Source organism: Methylobacterium sp. 142-1Y (assembly GCF_057747795.1).
In genome coordinates, this window is the sequence record NZ_CM173224.1 from 2768335 (window position 1) to 2791166 (window position 22832).

Genomic DNA, 22832 nt, shown 5'->3' on the forward strand with positions numbered 1-22832 from the left:
CGAGGCCGAACGGCGCCTCGCCGGGTGGTCAGGGTGCGATCATCTGGCGGATGCGCGCCGCCAGGGCATCGACCGCGAAGGGCTTGGTCAGGACGGCCATGCCGGATTCGAGCCGGCCGTCGCCGAACAGGGCGGCCTCCGCGAAGCCGGTGATGAACAGGACCTTCAGGTCAGGCCGGTCGACCCGGGCGGCATCGGCCATCTGGCGCCCGTTCATGCCGCCGGGCAGGCCGACATCCGTCACCAGCAGGTCCACCCGCGCGTCCGACTGGAGCACCCTTAAGCCCCCCGCACCGTCCGCGGCCTCGATCGCGGTATAGCCGAGGTCGTTCAGCACGTCGGCCACGAGCATGCGCACGGTCGGCTCGTCATCGACGATCAGCACGGTCTCGCCCGCCTCGGCTTGGGGCAGGGGGCGCTTCCCGGGATCGGGCCCGTCCCGGTCGGCCTCGCCCCGGTGCCGCGGCAGGTAGAGGCACACGGTCGTGCCGGCGCCGACCTCGGAGGTGATCCGCACCTGCCCGCCGGACTGCTTGGCGAAGCCGTAGATCATCGACAGGCCTAAGCCCGTGCCCGCACCCATCGGCTTCGTCGTGAAGAACGGGTCGAAGGCCCTGGCGACGATCTCCGGCGGCATGCCGGTGCCGGTATCGGTCACGCAGAGCGACAGGTACTGCCCCTCCGGCATGTCCTGCGCCTCGGCCTGCCGACGGTCGATCCAGCGGTTCTCCGTCTCGATGACGATCCGGCCGCCTTCCGGCATCGCATCCCTGGCGTTGATGCAGAGGTTCAGGAGCGAATTCTCGAGCTGCGAGGGATCGACGAGCGCGGGCCAGAGGTCGTCCGCCCCCCGGTGCCGCAGGTCGATGCCGGGGCCGACGGTGCGCTGGATCAGGTCGAGCATCCCGTCCACCAGCCGGTTCACGTCGACGGCCTTGGGCGCCAGGGTCTGGCGGCGCGAGAAGGCGAGGAGGCGGTGGGTCAGCGCCGCGGCCCGCTTCGAGGCGCCTTGCGCGGCGGCGATGTACTTCGCGACGTCCTTGGAGCGGCCCTGGCCGATGCGGGTCTCGATCAGCTCCAGCGCGCCGGAGATGCCGGCGAGCAGGTTGTTGAAGTCGTGGGCGAGCCCGCCGGTGAGCTGGCCCACCGCCTCCATCTTCTGCGACTGGCGCAAGACTTCTTCCATGCGCGCGCGGTCCTCGCCGGCCTGCCTCAGGCTCTCGGCCGCCTCGCGCAGGTCCCGCGTCCGATCCTCGACCCGGGCTTCCAGCGAGGCGTTGAGGCGGCGAATCTCGTCCTGCGTGCGGCGCTGCCGGAACGCGGCGAAGCCCAGCAGCGCTGTGGCGAGGAGGCCGCCGCCGCAGATGAGGGCGATCTCCGGCAGCGCCGAGGCGCGCCGCGGGGAGACGCGCTGCTCGAACACCACGGTCCAGGTGCGGCCACCCAATTCGATCGTCGCCTCGCGGGTCAGCCGGCCGGCCACCGTACCGGGATTCTGCCTGGAGCGGTGCAGCAGCGTCGCCGCGCCCGGTGGCCCGTCGTAGATGGCGAAGGCGGCATCCTCCTCGGCCTCGGCCGCCACGATGCTGTTGAACAGGTCGTCGGCTCGGAAGGCCCCGAAGACGAAGCCCAGGTAGCGCCGCCGCCGCTCGTCGAGCTCGGCGGGCACGGTGCCGCCGGCATAGACCGGCATGGCGACCAGGAAGCCGGCCTGCTTGTTCGCGTCGATCTCCTGCACGAGCTGGATCCGCGCCGAGGCCGCCGGCAGGCCGGTGTCGCGGGCGCGCTCGACCATGTCGCGCCGGACCGGATCGGACATCACGTCGTAGCCGATGGCGGCCTGGTTGCGCGGGTTCGGCGGCTCGGCGAACAGGATCGGGCTGAGCGTGGGATAGTCGCTCGGCGGGCGCACGCGAAAGCCCGGCACGCCCAGGGCCTCCGCCTTCGCGGCGAAACGCTCGCGCTCCGCGGCCGGAATGGCCGGCGTGAAGCCGATGCCGAGGAAGCCCGGATACAGGGTCTGGAACTCGATCCGCTGCACGTAGGCCCGGAACTGCGCCAGCGTGACGGTGTCGTCGTTGGCGGCGAACAGGCCGGCTCCGCCGCGCAGGAGCGCGGTGTAGGTCCGGAACTGGTCCTCGACCGTGCGCAATTCGATGTCGGTGGCGTGCAGGAAGGTCAGGTGGTCGCGGACCTCCGCCGCCCGCCAGATCAGGGCTGTGCTGAACGCCGTCGCGATCAGGCCCGCGGCCAGGATCGCGTGCGGGATCCAGCGCGCCGCCCGCGGCGCCGGAGGGAGCGGAGGGGCCGTCGTCTCGACGCGGACCTGCGATGAGGGAGTTGCGTGCAAGGGGGAAGCCGGTCGGATCGAGCGGCCCGTCGCGACGGACGGGCGGGTGGCAGGCGGGCTCATGATGACATCACCATGATGGCGTCACCCGGGCGGCTTGGCGAGCCGTCCGAGGGCGGTGGACGGTCGGTCGGGATGCATTCCGCAAGGATATGTGCACCGGCCGGCATTCAGGGCGCGCGGCACTCCATCGCCCCGGTGGCCTCGATCACGCTGAGGGCCCTGCGACGCACCTCCAGCGAGGCGCTCCCGCTGTCCGCGACCACCGACGCCTCGCGCTTCAGCGCCGCATCGCAGGCGCACGAGCTGTACCCCGCCGCATCGTAGCAGGCGTCGTGGCGCATGCAGGCGGCGTCGAGGTCGTCGATCGGGGCCAGGCCCTCGCCGCGTTGCCCCTTGCCGCAGTAATTGCCGTGGAACAGCGCCTTGCCGGCGACGACCCCGCCGAGGTCGCCCTTGGGAGGGGCCGGCTCCTCGGGGCGGCCGCCGGGATTGAGGTCGTTGGCAGGCCCGCCGGCCCTCGACCCGGAGGCGCGCAGGGTCTTGGGGATGGCGGATCGCTCGCCGGGCCCGGTCGGGGCCTCGCTCCCCTCGACGACGGACGCCGCGGGGTCGTCCTGGACGTCCTGCGCCAGGATCGGGTGCGGGCAGGCCGCGAGCAGCAGCCCGAGCAGGGCGAGGACGGGTCGTCTCAAGGAGGGCTCCCGGATCAGCGGCCCCCAACTCGAAGCTCTGCTGTTCCGTTCCAGCCATTGCCTCGATACGGTTACGGGAAGCCTTCCTGCATCCGGGCGCCCGCCGGCCTCCCGGCGGTCAGCGCCGCGACCCGCGATCGAGCCCCGCCTTGCGCAACGCATCCGCCAGCGCCCCGCCCCCCGCCGGCTCCTCGCGGCGGGGTTGCGGACGCGGGGCGTCGCGGCGGGGCGCGTCGCGGTGCTGGCCGCCCGGCTCCCGGGCCGGGCGGGCGCCGACCTCGTCGTCGAGGCGCAAGGTCAGCGAGATGCGCTTGCGCGGCACATCCACCTCCAGCACCTTGGCCCGCACCACGTCGCCGGGCTTCACCACCGCGCGGGGGTCCTTCACGAAGGTCTTGGACAGGGCCGAGATGTGGACGAGCCCGTCCTGGTGGACGCCGATATCCACGAAGGCGCCGAAGGCCGCGACGTTGGTCACCACACCCTCCAGCACCATGCCGGGCTTGAGGTCGCCGATCTTTTCGACGCCCTCCTGGAAGGTCGCGGTCCTGAAGGTCGGGCGTGGGTCGCGGCCGGGCTTTTCCAGCTCGGCGATGATGTCGGTGACGGTCGGCAGCCCGAAGGTCTCGTCGGTGAAAGTCCTTGGATTCAGGCCCTTGAGCACCGCGCCGTTGCCGATCACCGCCTTGATGTCGCTCTTCGTCGCCTGGAGGATGCGGCGTACCACCGGATAGGCCTCCGGATGCACGCCGGAGGCGTCGAGCGGGTCGTCGCCGTTCTGGATCCGCAGGAAGCCCGCCGACAATTCGAACGCCTTGGGGCCCAGCCCCGCGACCTTCTTCAGCCCCGAGCGGCTGCGGAACGGCCCGTTGCTGTCGCGGTGGCTGACGATGTTCTGCGCCACCCGCTCGCTGAGACCCGAGACCCGGGCGAGCAGCGGGCCCGACGCGGTGTTCACGTCGACCCCGACGCCGTTCACGCAATCCTCCACCACCGCGTCCAGCGAGCGCGACAGCTTTCCTTCCGCCAGATCGTGCTGGTACTGGCCGACGCCGATCGCCTTCGGCTCGATCTTCACCAGTTCCGCCAGCGGATCCTGGAGACGCCGGGCGATCGAGACCGCGCCGCGCAAGGACACGTCGAGCCCCGGCAGTTCCGCGCTGGCATAGGCGGAGGCCGAGTAGACCGAGGCGCCGGCCTCCGACACCATCACCTTGGTGAGCTTCAAGTCCGGCTGCTTGGCGATCAGCTCGGCGGCGAGCTTGTCGGTCTCCCGCGAGGCGGTGCCGTTGCCGATGGCGACGAGTTCCACTCCATGGGCTCGGCAGAGCCTGGCCAGCGTCATCAGCGAGCCGGTCCAGTCGCGGCGAGGCTCGTGCGGGTAGATCGTGTCGGTCGCCACCACCTTGCCGGTGGCATCCACCACCGCGACCTTCACGCCGGTGCGGTAGCCGGGATCGAGGCCCAGCGTCGGGCGCGCGCCGGCGGGCGCGGCGAGCAGCAGGTCGCGCAGGTTGCCGGCAAAGACCCGGACGCCTTCCGTTTCCGCCGCGTCCCAGAGGCGCGCGCGCAGGTCGAGCTCGATCGAGAGCCTGAGCTTGGTGCGCCAGGCCCAGCGCACCGCCTCCATCAGCCAGCGGTCGCCGGGCCGGCCGCGATCCTGGATGCCGGCGGAGAGGGCGATGCGGCCATCGTAGAGGCTCTGCGCGTCGACGCCCTCGGGTGCCTCGTCGAGGCGCAGGTCCAGCACCTCTTCCTTCTCAGCCCGGAACAGCGCCAGCACCCGGTGGGAGGGGAGGCGGGTCAGGGGCTCGGAGAAGTCGAAATAGTCGGAGAACTTGGCGCCTTCCTGCGCCTTGCCCTCGCGGACCTTGGACACGAGCTTGCCGCGGGTCCAGAACGCCTCGCGCAGGTGCCCGAGCAACTCGGCATTCTCGGAGAACCGCTCGACCAGGATGGCGCGGGCGCCCTCCAGCGCCGCCTCCGGGGTCGCCACGCCCTTGGCTTCGTCGACGAAGGCGGAGGCTGCCTGAAGCGGCACCTGATCGGGGCGCGAGAGCAAAGCCTCGGCGAGCGGTGCGAGGCCCGCCTCGCGGGCGATCTGCGCCTTGGTCCGGCGCTTCGGCTTGAACGGCAGGTAGAGGTCCTCGAGCCGGGCCTTGGTGTCGGCGGCGAGGAACTGCCCCCGCAAGGCATCGTCGAGCTTGCCTTGCGACCCCACGCTCTCGAGGATCGCGGCGCGGCGGGCCTCCAGCTCGCGCAGGTAGCGCAGGCGCTCCTCCAGATTGCGCAGCTGCGCATCGTCGAGGGTGCCCGTCACTTCCTTGCGGTAGCGGGCGATGAACGGCACCGTCGAGCCGCCGTCGAGCAGGTCCACCGCCGCCTTGACCTGCCATTCCTGCGCGCCGAGTTCGGTGGCGATGCGCTGGGTGATGCTGGACATGACGACTCCGCGATTCCGGGGCGACGGGGAGGCGTGTCCTTACGGGGGTTGGGGGCGCGTTGGAAGGGTGGGGTGGATCAGGCAGGCGGATCGTCCGACGCTGCCGAGGCCTGTCGGCGTGCTCGCTTCCTCCAGGCGTCGCGCTCCGCACGGGTGAACAGGGCAGCAGAGGTGATGGTGGTCAGCGCCATGACGGGAATGGCCAGGACGGCGGCGAGGATGAACGGGTGATATCCGCCCGGCAGGCGCCAGAGCCGCGCACCGTCGAGAAGGGCCAGGACCAAGCTGATCTGGGCGCTGATTTTCCAGTCCAGCCGCGTACCGACCGAAAGACGCCGCTCCGCGAGGGGCAGCGTGATCGCGACGATGATGGATGACCACGCCACCAATCCGGCAACGAGCGGAACGACGACTGGATCCAAGGTGCCTTCGAGCACGGCCCGGGCGACGTTGTAGAGAATGGCGGCACTGAGCCCTGTCGCGAGCAACACGACAAACCTGGGCATGGCGTCCTCCCTTCAAAGATACAGCGATCGTCTCCGAGTCTCTTCGACTTCCTCGACAGTCTTGACACCCTCCGCGTCATTCCGGGGCCGCGAAGCGGAGCCCGGAATCCAGAAACACGAATGATTCAGAATCGAGCGGAGATCGTTCTGTCTTCTCCTGAAGCACCTGAGTGTCTGGATTCCGGGCTCCGCTGCGCGGCCCCGGAATGACGAGGAGGGTGTCGATGCCGTCGAGGCAAGCAAAACGGGCTCTTGAGGACATGATCCTGCCGTTTTGCCCCTGGGTCAAGGCAGGACCATGTCGCCCCTGCCCGAGACTTATTCCAAAACGAAAACGGACGGTCGACTTGCGTCGGCCGCCCGCTGTCACGATGAAGGGTCCGAGCGCACGATGGGAGCAGACCCCTCAGCGCACCCCGCCCGCCGGCAGCACCCCGGTCGGGGCCGGGACGCGGCGCATGCGCTCGCGATGGGCGGTGTAGAGGCCGCTGCCGCAGATCACCAGGACGCCGAGCCCCATCACGGCGTCCGGCACGGTGCCGAAGAACAGGAAGCCGAGGAGGCCGGCCCAGATGATCTGGCTGTAGGAGAACGGCACCAGGGTCGAGGCCGGGGCGTGCCGGTAGGCGATGGTGACGATCCAGTGCCCGGCGGTCGAGATGAAGCCGATGGCGGCGCCGATCGCGACCTGGTTGAGGTTCGGGGTCTCCCAGACGAAGGGCACGAGGACCGACAGGATCAGGAAGCCGACGATGGCCGACCAGGTCATGGTGGTCTGGGGCGCGTCGTAGCCGTTGATCTTGCGGGTGACGACGAGCGCGCCGGCCCAGAACAGGGCCGAGACGATCGGGAGCAGGGCCGCGGTCTGGAACGCGCCGGTGCCCGGCCGCACGATGATGAGGACGCCCAGCAGGCCGACGAAGGCGGCGGCCCAGCGCCGGGCGCCGACCTTCTCGCCGAGCACCGGGATCGACAGGGCGGTGACGAAGATCGGCGACACGAAGGCGATCGCCGTGGTCTCGGCCACCGGCAGGACGCGCAGGCCCGCGAGGAACAGCAGCGACGAGGCGACGAGGGCGATGCCGCGCACCACCTGCAGGCCCGGCCGGGCGCTGCGGAACGGCGAGGCGCCGCGCTTCATCTGCGCCCGCACCAGGGCGGCGGCCAGCATCACCGCCAGGAACCCGACATAGCGCAGCCACGCCACCTCGATCCCGGAGAGCTGCCCGGTGAGGTACTTGGCGGTGGCATCGGAGCTGGACAGGAAGACGGTGGAGACCACCACCAGCACGATGCCGCGCAGCGGCTGGTCGCCGAGCAGGGCCGGCAGGGCCGGGCGGGCGGACGGGGCGGCGATGGGGAGCGTCAGGGAGGCCACGGGTGTCACGGCGGGTGTCGATGAGGGGCCTCATCTGTAGCACCGCCCCGTCCGGCCAAGCCGTGCCGATTGCGCGCCGCGGCCATGCTGCCGGATCAGCCCTAGTTAAGGCGGGCTTTACCCGATCGTGTCGGGGCAGCGGCGACTTGCGAGAGTGTCGCCATCATCCCGCCGCAAGCGTTACGGGTGTATCCTGAAAGACTCGTGAACGAAATTCGTCTTGGCCGGAACCGGATCCGGCATTGCGTGTTGTTTTGCCCGCGCAAGGTTAAGACCCTTGCGCGGGCAAGCAGATTCAGCAGCAGCGGAAGCCGCCGCGGCCGCCGACGCCGAACCGGGCGTTCTGCCGCTCGCGGAAGAACTCGGTCGGGGTCATCGGCTGCTGGTCGGGGTGGGTCTTGCGGATATGGGCGACGTAGGTGTCGTAGTTGCCCTGGCCGACCATCAGCCGCGCGCCGTCGCAGACGCAGCGCGTCAGGGTCGCCCAGCGCTCCCGCAAGGTCTCGGCATCCATCGGCTTTACTCCGCCGCCGCCGGCACGATCCGCGGATCCGCCTCGACGGCGGTCCACCGGTCGGCCCGGTAGGCCTTGAGGCAGGCCTGCACGCCGAAGGCGATGATCGCCACCACGACGCCGACGAAGACCAGCGCCAGCACCGCGTCGATGCGGTCGTTGAGGACGATCTGGCGCATCTGGTCGGCGGTCTTGGCCGGGGCCAGCACCTTGCCCTCGGCGAGCGCGGTCGCGTAGCGCTCGGCATGGGCCAGGAAGCCGACCCGCGGATCGGCGGAGAAGACCTTCTGGAGGCCGGCGGTGAGCGTGCAGGCGACGAGCCAGAGCGTCGGCACGATGGTGACGAGGGCGTAGCGCTCCCGCTTCATCTTGAAGATCACCACGGTGCAGAGCGTCAGCGCGATCGCCGCCAGCATCTGGTTCGAGATGCCGAAGAGCGGCCACAGGGTGTTCACGCCGCCCAGCGGATCGGTGACGCCCTGGTACAGGAAGAAGCCCCAGGCCGCGACGCACAGACCCGTCGCCACGATGCTCGGCCCCCAGGACGAGGTGTCCTTGAAGGCCGGCACCGCGACGCCGATCAGGTCCTGGAGCATGAAGCGTCCGGCCCGGGTCCCCGCATCGACCGCCGTGAGGATGAACAGGGCCTCGAACAGGATGGCGAAGTGGTACCAGAACGCCATCATCGCCTTGCCGCCGACGACGTTCGAGATGATGTGGGCCATGCCGACCGCGAGCGTCGGCGCGCCGCCGGCCCGCGAGATCACGCTGTGCTCGCCGACATCCGCGGCGGTCTGCTTGATGGTCTCAGGTGAGATCGGGAAGCCCATGGCGGTGACCGCCGCCGAGGCGCTCTCGGGCGTGGTGCCGATCACGGCGCCGGGCGAGTTCATGGTGAAGTACACGCCCGGATCGATGACGGTGGCGGCGACGAGCGCCATCACGGCGACGAAGGACTCCATCAGCATGCCGCCATAGCCGATGAAGCGGGCATTGACCTCGTTGTCGATCAGCTTCGGCGTCGTGCCCGACGAGATCAGGCTGTGGAACCCTGAGACCGCGCCGCAGGCGATGGTGATGAACAGGAACGGGAACAGCGAGCCCGACCAGACCGGGCCGGTGCCGTCGACGAACTTCGTCACCGCGGGCATCTGGAGATGGGGCGCCAGCACCAGGATGCCGAGCGCCAGGCCGACGATGGTGCCGATCTTGAGGAAGGTCGAGAGGTAGTCGCGCGGCGCGAGCAGCAGCCAGACCGGCAGGATCGAGGCGACGAAGCCGTAGCCGATCAGCATCCAGCAGAGCTGCGTGCCGGTGAAGGTGAACATGGCCGCGAGCGTCGGGTCGGCGGCGACGGTCTGGCCGTAGAGGATCGCCGCCATCAGCAGCACGAAGCCGAGGATCGAGACCTCGCCGATGCGGCCCGGGCGGATCCAGCGCGAATAGACGCCCATCAGCAGCGCGATCGGGATCGTCGCCATCACCGTGAAGGTGCCCCAGGGGCTCTCGGCCAGCGCCTTGACGACGATGAGCGCCAGCACCGCCAGGATGATGACCATGATCAGGAAGGCGCCGAACAAGGCGACGATGCCGGGAATCGTGCCGAGCTCGGCGCGGATCAGCTCGCCGAGCGAGCGGCCGTCGCGGCGCATCGAGACGAACAGCACCATGAAGTCCTGCACGGCGCCGGCGAGCACGACGCCGGCGAGGATCCAGAGCAGGCCCGGCAGGTAGCCCATCTGCGCGGCGAGCACCGGGCCGACGAGCGGGCCGGCGCCCGCGATCGCCGCGAAATGGTGGCCGAACAGCACGTATTTGTCGGTCGGGACGTAATCGAGCCCGTCATTGTGGCGGACCGCCGGGGTCTGGCGGGTCGGGTCGAGCCGCATGATGCGGTCGGCGATGTAGAGCGAGTAGTAGCGGTAGGCGATCAGGTAGACCGAGACCGCCGCGACGACGATCCAGAGGGCGTTGATGCTCTCGCCGCGCTGCGTCGCCACCACGGCGAGGGCGGCGGCCCCGAGCGCGCCCACGAGGGCCCAGGGTCCGTGCTTCCGGACGGCAGTCATGAGGGTTTCCTCCCGGCTCCGCCGCCGGGCTCACGACTTGCTTCGGCGGCTTCCTTCGACTTTCGGGTAAAGGAAACGTCGAGAGCTGCCAATGCGGCGACGGGTCGAGGGTGCCGCTCGGAAATTAGACTTTCGTCGCAGGCCTGAAGGAGCGGCGGCGCGGCGCCGGTTGGTCATGAACTGACACGCCGCATCGGCGTCCTGAATTGGTCTCGGGCGCGCGCCAGGGCCGTCGAAGGGGGTGGACATCGGGCGTCTTCTCTGCGGCGGACCTGCGCGCCGCCGCCGGGAGACACGCTCGATGCCAGCCCTGCCGGCCGGCCGATCGTCTCGCGGTTGCCCTTGGCCCGACCGCAATCTCGGGATGAGAGTGCGGGCGGGATGACGTCAAGCAATCGAGCCGGCGCCCCGTGACCGGACACGGCGCTGCCGAAGAGCACTCCGCCTCGAACGGGACCCGCTCAGCTCGACGGCAAACCCGCCAGGATGTGATCGTAATCCAAATTCGCGGTCTCGATCACGATCTGGGTCCGGCTGATGACCCCGAGCTTGCGCAGGATCTCCGAGACGTGCGCCTTCACGGTCGAATCACCGACGCCGAGCTCGTGGGCGATCTGCTTGTTGAGCTTGCCCTGGCGGATCATCAGCAGCACCCGGACCTGCTGCGGGGTCAGCTCGGCGATGCGCTCGGCGATCGGCGCCTTGCCGGCCTTGCGGCCGGGGGCCTCGGCCGGGCCCGACACGCCCTCGGGCACGAAGACCGCGCCGTTGAGCACGTCGGTGATGGCGCGGATCAGCACCGGCTTGCCGGCGGCCTTCGGCACGAAGCCGGCGGCGCCGTGGGCGAGCGCCTCGCGCACGATGCGTGGATCGTCGAGCCCCGAGACCACCAGCACCGGGATGCGCGGGAAGCGGGTGCGGATGGCGATCAGCCCGTCGAAGCCGTTGACGCCCTGCATGGTGAGGTCGAGCAGGGTCAGGTCGATCGAGCGGCCGCGGGACAGGGCCGCGCAGGCGCTCTCGATGCCGTCCGCCTCCTCGACCTCGGCGGCCGGGAAGGCGAGGCGCACCGCGCTGCTCAGGGCATCGCGGAACAGCGGATGATCGTCCACGATGATCAGGTGCATGTCCGACCCCTCGGCGACGGGCGTCGGCGCCCCGTCCGGCCGTGGAAGAGACACCCCGGGGGCCGAACTGGTCAATCCCACCATCGCAGCGGATCATCCTCTCGCAGGCACGCAGCCGCGGCGCAAGGGCCGCGCGGCGCACGCTGGTAGATCGGGCACAGCAAAACCGCCGCACCCTTAAGTCGAGGTAAAAATTACCATGCGGCTCCCTCAGCAGCCACCATGCTTTGGTATGGAGCCGCGGCGACCGGCCCGGCCCTGCACATTGGTCCAATGGTGGCTGGCGCCAAGCCGGTCCTATCGTCGTGTGACCTCGGCGGACGAAGGACCTCCTCAACCGCGGAGTGGGTGGGAGCGGAGCGTGGCATCTGGCGGCGGCGTCGCGTGGGGCGGCGCGGCCGCTGATCGCGGGGGCGATCGCCCGTCCGCCCCCCAGCGCAGGCGCGGCCGCCGCACCGGCCGCGCCTGCGCACCCGTTTTCCCCGATCCGGGCCCCGTTGCGGGGGGGGGGGCGTCCGGGAGCCGTTGCCAGTCGCTCGCCGCCGCCGCATAATGCAGGCCAATGCCGCTACGGAAATCGGCGTGTCGGGAGGGAGATTTCGGTGCGGGGACACTCGGCGCAAGGCACGCGCACGCGCTCGCATCGCTGCGGGATCCAGACTGCCTGGACCGAGGCGGCCGGGGCCGAGGCCGCCGTGGCGGCGCTCGCCGCCTCCCTCGACGTCGCCCGCATCGCCCATCTCGTCATCTTCTTCTCGCCGGTCTACGGAGTCGAGGCGCTGAACGCCGCGCTCGCCCGCGCCTTTCCGGGGGTGCGGGTCGCCGGCTGTACCTCCTCGGGCGAGATCAGCCCGATGGCCGGGCTCGACCGCGGCCTCGTGGCCATCGCCTTCCCGCACGAGGGCTTCCGCATCGCCTCGACGGTGCTGGAGGCGGTCGACAACCTCGACGCCGAGCGGGCCGCGGCCTCGATCCGCGGCTTGCGCTGCGCCATGGAGAAGATCGGCCGCGGCGGGCAGCGTTTCGCGATCTCGCTCATCGACGGCCTCGCCAATGCCGAGGAGACGGTGATCGCCGCGATCGGCTACGGGCTCGACGGGGTGCCCCTCGTCGGCGGCTCGGCCGGGGACGAGCTGACCTTCTCCGAGACGGCGCTGATCCATGACGGGCAGGTGCATCGCCGGGCCGCGATCCTGCTGCTGATCGAGTCCGATTTCCCGGTCGAGATCTTCAAGAACGACAATTTCGAGCCGACCGGCGTCAAGTTCGTCGTCACCGAGACCGACCAGGAGCAGCGCACCGTGCGCGAGCTCAACGCCGAGCCGGCGGCGGTCGAGTACGCCAATGCGCTCGGCCTCGATCCCGACGCGCTGACCCCGACGAGCTTCGCCGCCCATCCGCTGGTGGTGCGGGTCGGCGGCGACTATTTCTGCCGCTCGATCCGCCACCTCAACCCGGACCAGTCGCTGAGCTTCCACTGCGCCATCGAGAGCGGCGTGGTGCTGACTCTGGCGCGCCAGAAGGACCTGGTCGAGGCGACCCGGGAGGAGCTGGCCCGGCTCGACGCGCGGCTCGGCGGCGTCGATCTGGTGATCGGCTTCGAATGCGTGCTGCGCCGCCTCGACGCCGAGATCCACCAGGCCCGCCACAGCATCGCCGAGCTGTACCGGCACTACAACGTCGTCGGCTTCGAGACCTATGGCGAGCAATACCGCTCGATGCACCTGAACCAGACCTTCACGGGCATCGCCATCGGCCGGCCCGCCGGCCCGTGAGCAGGGACGAACCGGGGGCAAGTCGGGCGTCATGACCGAGGACGTCGCGGCCCTCCACCGCCGCATCGCCAAGCTGGAGCGCATCAACGCCGCCCTGATGTCCCAGGTCGAGCGCACGATGGACCAGCGCGGCAGCGCCTATTCCCTGTTCCAGACCGCCATCACCCTCGAGGGCCAGGTCCGCTCCCGCACCGAGGAACTGACGGCGCTGATGCGCAGCCTCGAGCGCTCGAACCAGGCGCTCACCGCTGCCAAGGAGGAGGCGGAGCGGGCCAACCGCTCGAAGACCCGCTTCCTCGCCGCCGCGAGCCACGACCTGCTCCAGCCCCTCAACGCCGCCCGGCTGTCGATCTCGGCGCTGGCCGAGATGCGGATGGGGCCGGAGCCCCGCATCGTCGTCGGCCAGGTCGAGCGCGGGTTGCAGACGATCGAAGACCTGATCAAGACGCTCCTCGACATCTCGAAGCTCGATGCCGGGCTGATCCAGCCGGTGGTGCGCCCGGTGCGGGTCGCCGACGTGCTGGAGAGCATCGAGGCGAGCTTCGGGCCGCTCGCCGCCCGCAAGGGCCTGCGCCTGTCGGTGCGCGGCGGCCGGTACTGGGTGTCGAGCGACCTCGTGCTGCTCCAGCGCATCCTGCAGAACCTGGTCTCGAACGCGATCCGCTACACCGCCGCCGGCGGCGTGCTGGTGGCGGCCCGCCGGCGCGGGCCCGAGATCCGGATCGACGTGGTCGATTCCGGCTCCGGCATCCCGGAGGACGAGCGGGAGCTGATCTTCGAGGAGTTCCATCGCGGCGGGCGCGAGAGCGTCGACGGCGAGATCGCGCTCGGCCTCGGCCTGTCGATCGTCCGGCGCTCGGCCCAGGCGCTGGGGCATCCCTTGAGCCTCGAATCCCGGGTCGGCCACGGTTCGCGCTTCAGCCTGCACCTCACGCCCTGCGCGGCCGAGCCCCCCCGGCCCGCCCCCTCGCTGGTGCCGCCGACGAGCCTCACCGGCGCCCGCATCGCGCTGATCGAGAACGACAAGGCGGCGTTGGAGGCGCTGGCGCGGCTCTTCCACGGCTGGGACGCCAACGCCTTCGCGGCCCGCGACCACCTGAGCCTGGTGCGGCTGCTCGGGACGACCTGGAGCCCGGACGTGGTCGTCGCCGATTTCCACCTCGACGGCGGCGCCTGCGGCCTCGACACCGTGGAATGGCTGCGCTCCGTCCACGGCCACGACATCCCGGCGGTCATCACCACCGCCGACCATTCCTCCGAGGTCGAGGCCCGGGTGCGGGCGGCGCGCTGCGAACTGGTGCACAAGCCGCTCAAGCCCGCCCAGCTGCGGGCTTTGCTCGCTCATCTGCTGAGCCGCGGCTGAGCCCGCGCTGCGATTGTTTCCGAAAGATGTCTGAGTCGCGCGCCGCCGTGATCCGCGGCGGACGAACGATCTTGCATGCTATGACATAGGCCGTTTGGCTTATATCTATAGTTTCTATTGTGTTTCTTGGATCGTTTTTGCTCAGATGGACTAACCAAAACGAGAAATAGACGGTTGCTCTGGCGCAACATACTGCGTGAATGAGAGGATGATGCCGCCAGGGTGGATTTATTGCCTGATCGTCTGTGGCATCTCTCCAGGGCACGGGGAGGTCCAGCGTGGCACGGATATTACTGACGGGCGCAACCGGTTTCCTGGGTGGCGCCGTCCTTCATCAGGCCTTGAGCCGGCGCGACGGTGCCGAGTGGGTCTGCCTCGTGCGCTGCACCAGCGTCGAGCAGGGCCGGCAGCGGATCGCCGCGCGGCTGTCGCGCTTCACCGACCCGTTCACCGCCCAGCGCCTCGCGCGCCTCGTCGAGGTGGTGCCGGGCGACTTCACCCGCGCCGACCTCGATGCCGACCCGCGGCTCGATTCGATCACCCACGTTCTGCACCTGGCCGCCGATACCTCGTGGTGGGGCGAGGAGCGGGTCAGCCGCACCAACCACGACGGCACCCTGGCGCTGGCCCGCCGCGCCCGCGCCATGCCGCGCCTCGTCCGTTTCCTGCACGTCAGCACCGCGATGATCTGCGGCGCCGAGGCGCCCTCCCTCGTCGAGGAGGCGGCCTATCCCTCGCCCCAGGCCCGCCACCTCGTCGCCTACACGGTCTCGAAGGCGGCGGCCGAGACGTCGCTCGCCGGCAGCTTCTCCGACCTGCCGATCGTGGTCGCCCGCCCCTCGATCGTCGTCGGCCATTCGACCCTGGGAGCGGCGCCGAGCTCGAGCATCCTGTGGGTGATCCGCGCCGCCGACCGCCTGCGGCTGGTGCCCTGCGCGCCCGAGAGCGCCGTCGACATCATCCCGGTCGACTGGGCCGCCGACAGCCTGCTCGGCCTTTTGCGCAAGCCGCAACTCGCGCATGACCTCTACCATATCTCGGCCGGCGAGGGCGGTCGGGCGCGCTGGGACGACCTGATGCGCGCCTTCGCGGCGGCAGACCCCGAGGGCGGCCCGCGCGACGACTTCACGCGCTTCGATCTCGTCGCCGACCGGGCGCTGCTGCGCCGGCGCTTTTCCGGGACGTTCGGCCTCGACGGAGCCCTGAAGCAGGCGATGCTGCGGGCGGTGCGGGCCTATTACGCCTTCTGCTCCCTCGACCTGACCTTCTCGAACGCCCGGCTCCTCGCCGAGGGTTTCGCTCCCCCGCCGTCCTTCACCGATTACCTCAAGGTCTGCCTGGAGAACGCGCCCGAGATCGCCGAGCAATTCGCCGACGACCTCGAGATGTTCGTGGCGCCGGATCCGGCCCAGGGTCCCGCGCCCGTCCTCCCGCGGACGGCGCGCGCATGAACCCGTTCCTGATCCTCGCGGTGGCGATCGGCGCCGAGATCACCGCGACGCTCGCCCTCAAGGCGGCCGACGGCCTCACCCGCCCGGGCCCGACGCTCCTCGTGGCGCTGGGCTACGGCACCGCCCTGTGGCTGATGTCGAGCAGCATGGACATGCTGCCGATCGGCATCGTCTACGCGATCTGGGCCGGGGTGGGCATGGTCGGCGCCGCGCTCGGCGGCGCGATCCTGTTCGGCGAGCCGGTGACGCCGCTGATGATCCTCGGCATCGGAGTCATTGCGGTCGGCGTCGGCATCCTGGCGGCGGCCCAAGTTCACACCTGAGCGAGGTCACGCCCGAGGGCGGGTGACGGCGTCGAGCACCTGCACGGCGCCGTCGATCGCCGCGCGCATCGCCGCCTCGTCCCAGTGCACCCGGGCGAGCACGTAGCCGCCCTCGACCACCGCGATCAGCATGGCCGCGAGCGCGGCGGGCGCGATTCCCGCGGCGAGGCCGCCCGCCGCATCCGCCTCCTCCAGGCTCGCGCGCAGCTGCGCCTGGATATGCCCGACATAGGCCGCGACCGGCGCGCGCAAGGCCGGCTCCTCCATGGCGGATTCGTTGGCGAGCCGCGCCAGGCGGCAGCCGCGCAAGGCCTGCCGCTCGCGGGTGAGATAGGCGCGCACGCGGTCGAGGGGCGGGGTCCCGGGCGAAAACAGCGCGTCGATCACCGCGATCTCCTCCTCGGCCATCTCGGCGAGCGCCGCGGCCGCCACCTCCCGCTTGCCGGGAAAGTGATGGTAGAGGCTGCCCTGGCCGGCACCGCTCAGCGCCAGCACGTCCCGCGGGCTCGTCGCCTCGTAGCCGCGCTCCCAGAGCAGCGCCTTCGCCGCCGCGACGATCGCCTCGCGCTTCGATGATCCGGGCCGTGCCACGTCGTGTCTCCTGCCGGCGGGCGGAACTGTCAGAGGGAGAGACCCGCGCCAGTCTCGTCATCGAACAGCCTGACGCCGTCGGACGCGGTATGCCGCGACGCTCCCCGCTCGGCCAGCCCTCAGGCCCTGCCCGCGAGATGCGGCGGCGCGGCATCGGCGTACTGGGCGATGCCGTGGCCGAACGACCAGTTCTCCCGGGCGATCTCGACCAGGGTCACGAACACGTCCTCCGGCCGGATCCCGACCCCGCCGAGACTTTTCGCGATGGCCTCGAACAACGCCTTCTTCTGCGCGACGCTGCGCCCGGTCGAGAGATGGACCTGGATCATCACCAGGTCGTCGCTGCGGGCGATACCCAGGTAACCTGGATCGTAGATCACATCGTCGAATTGGTGCGACACGACCTGGAACCGGTCGTCGGGCGGGATGCCGATGCTCTCGACGAGGGCGGCGTGAACCGCATCCGCGATGTCGCGGCGCTCCGGTGCAGGGCGTTCGCGCTTCAGTGTCAGGGTGACCAGGGGCATGGGAAGGTCTCCGCGGCTGCCCGAGCAGCCTCGATCCTTTTATTGTACCTACTGGTATGTATGGAAGTGCGGCCCGCGCAATCCGGGTCTGCGCCGCGCTCAGCGCTCCGTCATCGTTCCCGCCTCCTGCCGCTCCTGCCAGCCGTGCCGCACCAGTTCCGGGTCGGCATGCTCCTCCACCGGGTAGCCGACGCACAGATAGGCGATGAGCCGCCAGGACGGCGCCACGTCGAGGACGGCGGCGACCTCCTCGGGGCACAGGATCGAGACCCAGCCGACGCCGAGGCCGTGGCTGCGCGCCGCGAGCCAGAAGGTGTGGACCGCCGTGACGGCGGAGTAGCGCAGCATCTCCGGCATGGTGGCCCGGCCGAGGCCGTGGCCGGCCCCCGTGGCCTCGTCGCAGAACACCGCGAGATGCACCGGCGCCTCGCGCAGGCCCGCGAGCTTGAGGCTGCGATAGGCGCTGGCCCGGGCGTCGTCGTAGGAGGCCGCCGCCGCGTCGTTGCAGCGGGTGAAGCTCGCCGCGACCGCTGCGCGCCGCTCAGGGTTCGAGACCCGGACGAAGCGCCAGGGCTGGCTGTTGCCGACCGAGGGGCTGAGGCAGGCGAGCGCCAGGCTCTCCCGCAACGCCTCCTCCGGTACCGGATCGGGACGGAAGCGCCGCACGTCGCGGCGCCAGGCGACCAGGTCCGCGAAGCGGGCCCGGAAGTCCGCCCCGAATTCCGGCGCGCTCATCGCTGCGCCAAGTCCTTCTGCGCCAAATCCCCGAGCAGGCTCGCCGCCACCGAGACCTTCGAGACCGTGAGGCCCGAGGCGGCGATGGCCGCGACCGCGGTGCGGATGCGGGCGAGCGAGGCGCCGCGGGCCTGGCCCCAGGCCTCGACCGCGGCGGCGCCTTGCGCGTCGAAGGCGGCGGCCTCGGCGGTCAGCGCCCGGTGGGCGCCGGCGATGCCGGAGATCGCGCGTTCCAGGGCGATGCGGTCGAAGGTGTCGGCCACCGGTACCGCCCGGGCGGCGGCCGCGAGGGCATTGAGGCGGAAGAGGTCGGCCAGCGCGAAATGCGTCGCGGCGATCGCCGCCGGCGGGCGCCCGGTCGCCTCGGCGACCTGGACGATGTCCGGCGCCGCACCCAGCTCGCCCAACGCGGCGAGGCGGGAGGCCAGGGCGTCGGGCACGCCGTGATCGACCAGGGTCCGGATACGCCGGGCCAGGGCCTCGGCGGCGGCAGGCGGCAGGGCGCCCGGCAAGGCCGCGGAGACCGCCGCGATGCCGTCGCGGTAACGCGCCACCGCCGCCTCGATGCCGCCCGGCGCCGCCTCGCCGTTGCGGATGAACCAGACCATGCGCTGGCGCAGCAGGTCCTGCAATTCGGCGTAGAGCGCGAGCTGCTGGTCGCCGGAGATCGCGCCGTCGAGCCCGTCCACCGCCTTGTTGAGCTCCATCAGCCCGAAGGCGTCGCGGGTCACCGCGAAGGCGGCCGCGATGGCGGCGGCCTCGGCGCCGGTCTCGTCGGACAGCCGGCTGACGAGCGTCGGCCCGCCGCGGTTGACGATGGCGTTGGCGAGACTCGTGGCGATGATCTCCCGGCGCAGGCGGTGGCTCTCGACCGCGTCGGGATAGCGGGCGACCAGAACCGGCGGGAAGGACCGCTCCAGCTCCCGGGCGAGATACGGATCGTCCGGCACCGCGGAGTCGAGGAGCGCGTCCTTCAGCGACAGCTTGGCGTAGGCGAGCAGCACCGCCAGTTCCGGCCGGGTCAGGCCTTCGCCGCCCTGCGCCCGCTCGGCGAGCACCGCATCGGAGGGCAGGAACTCGACGTTGCGGTCGAGGCGCCCGTCGGCCTCCAGCCCCTGCATCAGCCGGGCGGCGAAGCCCGTCTCGGTCGTGGCGGAGCGCTGGGCGAGCGACAGGGCCAGCGTCTGGAGCTGGTTGTTGCGCAACACCAGATCGGCCACCGCCTCGGTCATGCCGGAGAGGAGCGCGTTGCGGCTTTCCGGGCTGAGCCGCCCGTCGCGCTCGGGCGTGGCGAGGGCGATCTTGATGTTGACCTCGACGTCCGAGGTGTTGACGCCGGCCGAGTTGTCGATCGCGTCGGTGTTGAGGCGCACCCCGCGCCGCGCCGCCTCGATCCGGCCGCGCTGGGTGAGACCCAGATTCGCGCCCTCGCCGACGACCCGGGCGCGTAATTCGGCGCCGGTGATGCGGATCGCGTCGTTCGCCCGGTCGCCGGCCTCGTCGTCGCTCTCGGCAGCCGCGCGGACATAGGTGCCGATGCCGCCGAACCACAGGAGATCGACGGGCGCGCGCAGGATCGCCTGCATCACCTCGGCCGGCGTTGCCTCCGCCCGGTCGAGCCCGAGGCGGGCCCGCACCTGCGGCGAAAGCGGCACGGTCTTGGCCTGGCGCGAGAACACCCCGCCGCCGGCCGAGATTTTTTGCCGGTCGTAATCGGCCCAGGACGAGCGGGGCAGATCGAACAGGCGCTTGCGCTCGGCGTAAGCGACGGCCGGATCGGGATCGGGATCGAGGAAGATGTCGCGGTGGTCGAAGGCGGCCACCAGCTTCAGGCAGCGCGACAGCAGCATGCCGTTGCCGAACACGTCGCCCGACATGTCGCCGACGCCCACGACCGTGACCGGCTCGGCCTGGATGTCGATATCGACCTCGCGGAAGTGGCGCTTCACCGCCTCCCAGGCGCCGCGGGCGGTGATGCCCATCTGCTTGTGGTCGTAGCCCTGGCTGCCGCCCGACGCGAAGGCGTCGCCGAGCCAGTGATGCGCCTCCAGCGACAGGGCGTTGGCGATGTCCGAGAAGGTGGCGGTGCCCTTGTCGGCGGCGACCACCAGGTAGGCGTCGTCCTCGTCGTGTCGCACGGTGGCGGGAGGCGGCACGATCCGGCCGTCGACGATGTTGTCGGTGAGCGAGAGCAGCGTGCGGATGAAGATCCGGTAGCTCTCGGTGCCCTCCTGCATCCAGGCCTGGCGGTCGTTCGTCGGGGGCAGGCGCTTGGGGAAGAAGCCGCCCTTGGCGCCGACCGGCACGATCACGGCGTTCTTGACCTGCTGCGCCTTGACGAGGCCCAAGACCTCGGTCCGAAAGTCCTCCGGCCGATCCGACCAGCGCAGGCCCCCGCGGGCGATGTAGCCGAAGCGCAGGTGCACGCCCTCGACGCGGGGGCTGTAGACGAAGATTTCGAAGAGCGGCCGGGGCAGCGGCATCCCGTCGACCTTCGCGCAGCGGAACTTGAACGCGATGGTCTCGGGGGGAAGGCCGTTGCGGCCGATCTGGAAGAAGTTCGTGCGCTGCGCCGCCTCGACCAGGTTGACGAAGCGGCGCAGGATCCGGTCCTCGTCGAGGCTGGTTACGTTCGCCAGATCCGCCTCGATCTCGGCCCGCACGGCGTCCTGCTGCGCGGCGCGGTCGCCGTCGAGGCGGGGGTCGAAGCGGGCGTAGAACAGCGCCACCAGGCGCCGGGCGAGGGCCGGATGGCGCGACAGCGTCGCCGCCAGATAGTCCTGGCCGTAGCGGATGCGCAACTGGCGCAGGTAGCGGCCGAGCGCCCGCACGAGCGCCACGTCGCGCCAGCCGAGTCCGGCTTCCAGCACCAGGCGGTTATAGGCGTCGGATTCGGCGAGATCGCGGGCGAGCGCGAGCAAAGCCGCCTCGACCGGTCCTTCCACGGCGGCCACGTCGACCGGGCCGCCGCCGGCGCGCTCCAGCACCATGTCGTGCAGGAAGACCCGGGCGCCGGCACCCTCCGGCTTGAGGCGGTAGGAGCGCTCGTCGATGACCCGGAAGCCGAGATTCTCCAGGACCGGCACCCGCTCGGAGAGCGGCAGGGCGGTGCCGCGGGAAAAGACCTTCAGGCCGATCCGGGTGTCGGGGTCGCCGGGGCGGCGGAAGAGGTCGACCGCCCGGGGTTGGCCTTCCGAGATCCGCTCCAGGATGGCGATGTCGGGGAGCGCCTGGGCGCCCGAATACATCTCGCGATAGCCGGCCGGGAAGGCGTCGGCATAGACGGCGGCGAGGCCGCGGGCATCGCCGCCGCGGCTCTGGCTCAATGACTCGCGCAGGGAATCGGCCCAGGTGCGGGCGAGATCGGCGATGCCGGCCTCGAGCGCGCCGGCATCGATCTCCTCCGGCGGCGCGCCGGGTGTGGCCACGATGACGTGGAGGCGCGCGAGCGGACCTTCCGGGTAATCCGGCGCGATGGTCGAGACCCGGCCGCCCAAGGCCTCCGCGAGGTAGGCGCCGATCCGGGCCTGGAGCCGGGCGTCGGTGCGGTCCTTCGGCAGGTAGGCGAGCAGCGAGACGAAGCGGCCGAACTTGTCGGGCCTTGCCAGCACCCGCACCCGCGGCCGGTCGGCGAGCGACACGATGGCCAGCGCGAAGCGCAGGAGGAGGCCCGGCTCGATCTGGAACAGGTCGTCGCGCGGATAGGTCTCGAGGACGTGGAGGAGGGAGCGCCCGGCATGGCTCGTCGGGTCGAGGCCGGCCTTGGCGACCACCCGGGCGACCTTGCGGCGGAGATACGGCACTTCCTCGGCCCGGCTCGCATAGGCGCTGCCGGTGAACAGGCCGACGAGGCGCAACTCGCCCGAGAGCTGCCCGTCGCTCGCGAACAGCTTGATCCCCACCATGTCGAGATGGGCCTGCCGACGCACCCGCGAGCGCAGGCTCGCCTTGGTGACGAGGAGCGCTTCCGGCCCCTCCAGGAAGGCGCGGATCTCCGGCGTCACCGCCACCATGGCGTCGCCGCGGCGCAGGACCTCGATGGCGGGATCGCGCAGGAGGCCGAGCCCGCTGCCGGTCACGCCGGCATGGTCGGCGCCGTCCCGGTCGCGGTACTCGCGCAGGCCCAGCAGCACGAAATGCCCGTCGCGCAGCCAGTCGAGGAAGGCGCGGGCCTCCGACACTTCCTCGCGCGCCAGCGGCGCCGGCGCCTCGGCGAGCCCCGCCGCCGCCTCGGCGAGCCGCTCTACCATCGCCGTATGGTCGGCCGCCGTCACGGCGACGTCGGCATAGATCCGGGCGAGGCTCGCGGCGAGCGTCGCGCGGGCGGCTTCGTCGTCGATGCGGTCGAGGTGGACGTGGATGAAGCTCTCGCGGGCGAGGCCCTCGGCGTCGGGTCCGCTCTCCTGTGCGGTGGTCTCGCCGACGACCCGCACCAGGGCGCCGTCCGCGTCGCGCTCGACGCCGAGGATCGGGTGGGCGACGAGGCGGGGCTGGTAGCCGCGGGCGACGAGCTCAGCGAGCGTCGAATCGAGCAGGAACGGCCGGTTGGCGTTGACCGCCTCCAAGACCGTGAGGTCGCGCCGGCGCCCGTCCCGCTCCACCTCGCTATCGGAGAGGCGCACCGCGCTGATCGTGCGGGCGGGCCGCGCCGCGGCGAGATGGGCGCGGGCGGCGAGCGCCAGGTCGGCCAGGGCCTCGGGCGGATAGGCGGTCAGGTCCTCCGGCGCGACGCGCCCGAAGAGGTCGCGGACGAAGCCGCCGGGTCCCCCCCGGTCCTCCGCCAATGCCGCCGCGGCGGCGATCAGGTCGGTTCGGCTGGCCTTCGCTTCGGGGGTCGCGGTCGCGGTCGAGGGTTCCACGTTCGGCCTTCCTCTTCTGCTCGTCCTCTGCCGAGGGCGAGCGGAGCGGTGGCACAGCGTCGGGAGCCCCGCAAGCCCGGCCTCGCTCTGCGGAGGCAAACTGCCTATAGCTGAGGCACGATGATC

16 protein-coding genes are annotated in these 22832 nt (G+C 71.1%); 4 read left to right on the top strand and 12 right to left on the bottom strand.

Annotation, left to right across the window (positions count from 1 at the left end):
- Nucleotides 1-28: 28 nt before the first annotated feature.
- The 8 genes from AC3AOF_RS12540 to AC3AOF_RS12575 all read right to left on the bottom strand — a co-directional run bounded on the left by AC3AOF_RS12540 (nt 29) and on the right by AC3AOF_RS12575 (nt 11166).
- Complete coding sequence (locus AC3AOF_RS12540) at nt 29-2413, bottom strand: CHASE domain-containing protein (protein ID WP_488348705.1); 2385 nt, start codon at nt 2411-2413, stop codon at nt 29-31.
- A gap of 107 nt (nt 2414-2520) precedes the next feature.
- Complete coding sequence (locus tag AC3AOF_RS12545) at nt 2521-2988, bottom strand: phospholipase A2 family protein (RefSeq protein ID WP_442919367.1); 468 nt, start codon at nt 2986-2988, stop codon at nt 2521-2523.
- Nucleotides 2989-3163: 175 nt separating this feature from the next.
- Nucleotides 3164-5488: a Tex family protein gene (locus AC3AOF_RS12550; protein ID WP_488348706.1), complete on the bottom strand. Its 2325-nt coding sequence runs from the start codon at nt 5486-5488 to the stop codon at nt 3164-3166.
- Between the two features lie 77 nt (nt 5489-5565).
- Nucleotides 5566-5994: a hypothetical protein gene (locus AC3AOF_RS12555; protein ID WP_236990479.1), complete on the bottom strand. Its 429-nt coding sequence runs from the start codon at nt 5992-5994 to the stop codon at nt 5566-5568.
- 406 nt (nt 5995-6400) lie between these two features.
- Nucleotides 6401-7381 (bottom strand): DMT family transporter, encoded by a 981-nt coding sequence (locus AC3AOF_RS12560; RefSeq protein ID WP_442919287.1) that lies wholly within the window; start codon nt 7379-7381, stop codon nt 6401-6403.
- Nucleotides 7382-7667: 286 nt separating this feature from the next.
- The gene (locus AC3AOF_RS12565; RefSeq protein ID WP_488348707.1) at nt 7668-7886 is read right to left on the bottom strand and encodes a YbdD/YjiX family protein; all 219 of its coding nucleotides are present in this window, start codon (nt 7884-7886) and stop codon (nt 7668-7670) included.
- Nucleotides 7887-7891: 5 nt separating this feature from the next.
- A complete protein-coding gene (locus AC3AOF_RS12570) occupies nt 7892-9955 on the bottom strand; it encodes a carbon starvation CstA family protein (RefSeq protein WP_236990477.1) in 2064 nt (687 codons plus the stop codon).
- 461 nt (nt 9956-10416) lie between these two features.
- On the bottom strand, nt 10417-11166 hold the full coding sequence (locus AC3AOF_RS12575; RefSeq protein ID WP_442919286.1) for a response regulator: 750 nt from the start codon (nt 11164-11166) through the stop codon (nt 10417-10419).
- A 518-nt stretch (nt 11167-11684) separates the two neighbouring features.
- On the opposite strand from AC3AOF_RS12575, the gene AC3AOF_RS12580 reads away from it, so the two are divergent.
- The 4 genes from AC3AOF_RS12580 (at nt 11685) to AC3AOF_RS12595 (ending at nt 15994) form a co-directional block, all read left to right on the top strand.
- A complete protein-coding gene (locus AC3AOF_RS12580) occupies nt 11685-12857 on the top strand; it encodes an FIST N-terminal domain-containing protein (protein ID WP_236990475.1) in 1173 nt (390 codons plus the stop codon).
- Between the two features lie 31 nt (nt 12858-12888).
- Nucleotides 12889-14220 (top strand): ATP-binding response regulator, encoded by a 1332-nt coding sequence (locus AC3AOF_RS12585; protein ID WP_236990474.1) that lies wholly within the window; start codon nt 12889-12891, stop codon nt 14218-14220.
- 278 nt (nt 14221-14498) lie between these two features.
- Entirely contained in the window at nt 14499-15671 is a 1173-nt protein-coding gene (locus AC3AOF_RS12590) for an SDR family oxidoreductase (protein ID WP_488348708.1), read from the top strand.
- A complete protein-coding gene (locus AC3AOF_RS12595) occupies nt 15668-15994 on the top strand; it encodes a DMT family transporter (RefSeq protein ID WP_236990472.1) in 327 nt (108 codons plus the stop codon). Before AC3AOF_RS12590 ends, AC3AOF_RS12595 begins: the two co-directional genes overlap by 4 nt.
- A gap of 6 nt (nt 15995-16000) precedes the next feature.
- On the opposite strand, the gene AC3AOF_RS12600 is transcribed toward AC3AOF_RS12595, so the two are convergent.
- The 4 genes from AC3AOF_RS12600 to AC3AOF_RS12615 form a co-directional block, all read right to left on the bottom strand.
- Entirely contained in the window at nt 16001-16585 is a 585-nt protein-coding gene (locus AC3AOF_RS12600) for a TetR/AcrR family transcriptional regulator (RefSeq protein WP_488348709.1), read from the bottom strand.
- Between the two features lie 119 nt (nt 16586-16704).
- Complete coding sequence (locus AC3AOF_RS12605; RefSeq protein WP_488348710.1) at nt 16705-17112, bottom strand: tautomerase family protein; 408 nt, start codon at nt 17110-17112, stop codon at nt 16705-16707.
- Nucleotides 17113-17211: 99 nt separating this feature from the next.
- Nucleotides 17212-17847 (bottom strand): 5,6-dimethylbenzimidazole synthase, encoded by a 636-nt coding sequence (gene bluB, locus AC3AOF_RS12610; protein ID WP_236990469.1) that lies wholly within the window; start codon nt 17845-17847, stop codon nt 17212-17214.
- Nucleotides 17844-22706 (bottom strand): NAD-glutamate dehydrogenase, encoded by a 4863-nt coding sequence (locus AC3AOF_RS12615; RefSeq protein ID WP_488348711.1) that lies wholly within the window; start codon nt 22704-22706, stop codon nt 17844-17846. Before AC3AOF_RS12615 ends, bluB begins: the two co-directional genes overlap by 4 nt.
- Between the last annotated feature and the right edge of the window lie 126 nt (nt 22707-22832).

Bases quoted from the DNA above. Each gene is read 5' to 3' on its own strand.
- AC3AOF_RS12550 (WP_488348706.1), bottom strand. From the start codon at position 5,488: ATGTCCAGCATCACCCAGCGCATCGCCACCGAACTCGGCGCGCAGGAA.
- AC3AOF_RS12595 (WP_236990472.1), top strand. From the start codon at position 15,668: ATGAACCCGTTCCTGATCCTCGCGGTGGCGATCGGCGCCGAGATCACC.
- AC3AOF_RS12585 (WP_236990474.1), top strand. From the start codon at position 12,889: ATGACCGAGGACGTCGCGGCCCTCCACCGCCGCATCGCCAAGCTGGAG.
- AC3AOF_RS12575 (WP_442919286.1), bottom strand. From the start codon at position 11,166: ATGGTGGGATTGACCAGTTCGGCCCCCGGGGTGTCTCTTCCACGGCCG.
- AC3AOF_RS12540 (WP_488348705.1), bottom strand. From the start codon at position 2,413: ATGAGCCCGCCTGCCACCCGCCCGTCCGTCGCGACGGGCCGCTCGATC.
- AC3AOF_RS12605 (WP_488348710.1), bottom strand. From the start codon at position 17,112: ATGCCCCTGGTCACCCTGACACTGAAGCGCGAACGCCCTGCACCGGAG.
- bluB (WP_236990469.1), bottom strand. From the start codon at position 17,847: ATGAGCGCGCCGGAATTCGGGGCGGACTTCCGGGCCCGCTTCGCGGAC.
- AC3AOF_RS12555 (WP_236990479.1), bottom strand. From the start codon at position 5,994: ATGCCCAGGTTTGTCGTGTTGCTCGCGACAGGGCTCAGTGCCGCCATT.
- AC3AOF_RS12565 (WP_488348707.1), bottom strand. From the start codon at position 7,886: ATGGATGCCGAGACCTTGCGGGAGCGCTGGGCGACCCTGACGCGCTGC.
- AC3AOF_RS12570 (WP_236990477.1), bottom strand. From the start codon at position 9,955: ATGACTGCCGTCCGGAAGCACGGACCCTGGGCCCTCGTGGGCGCGCTC.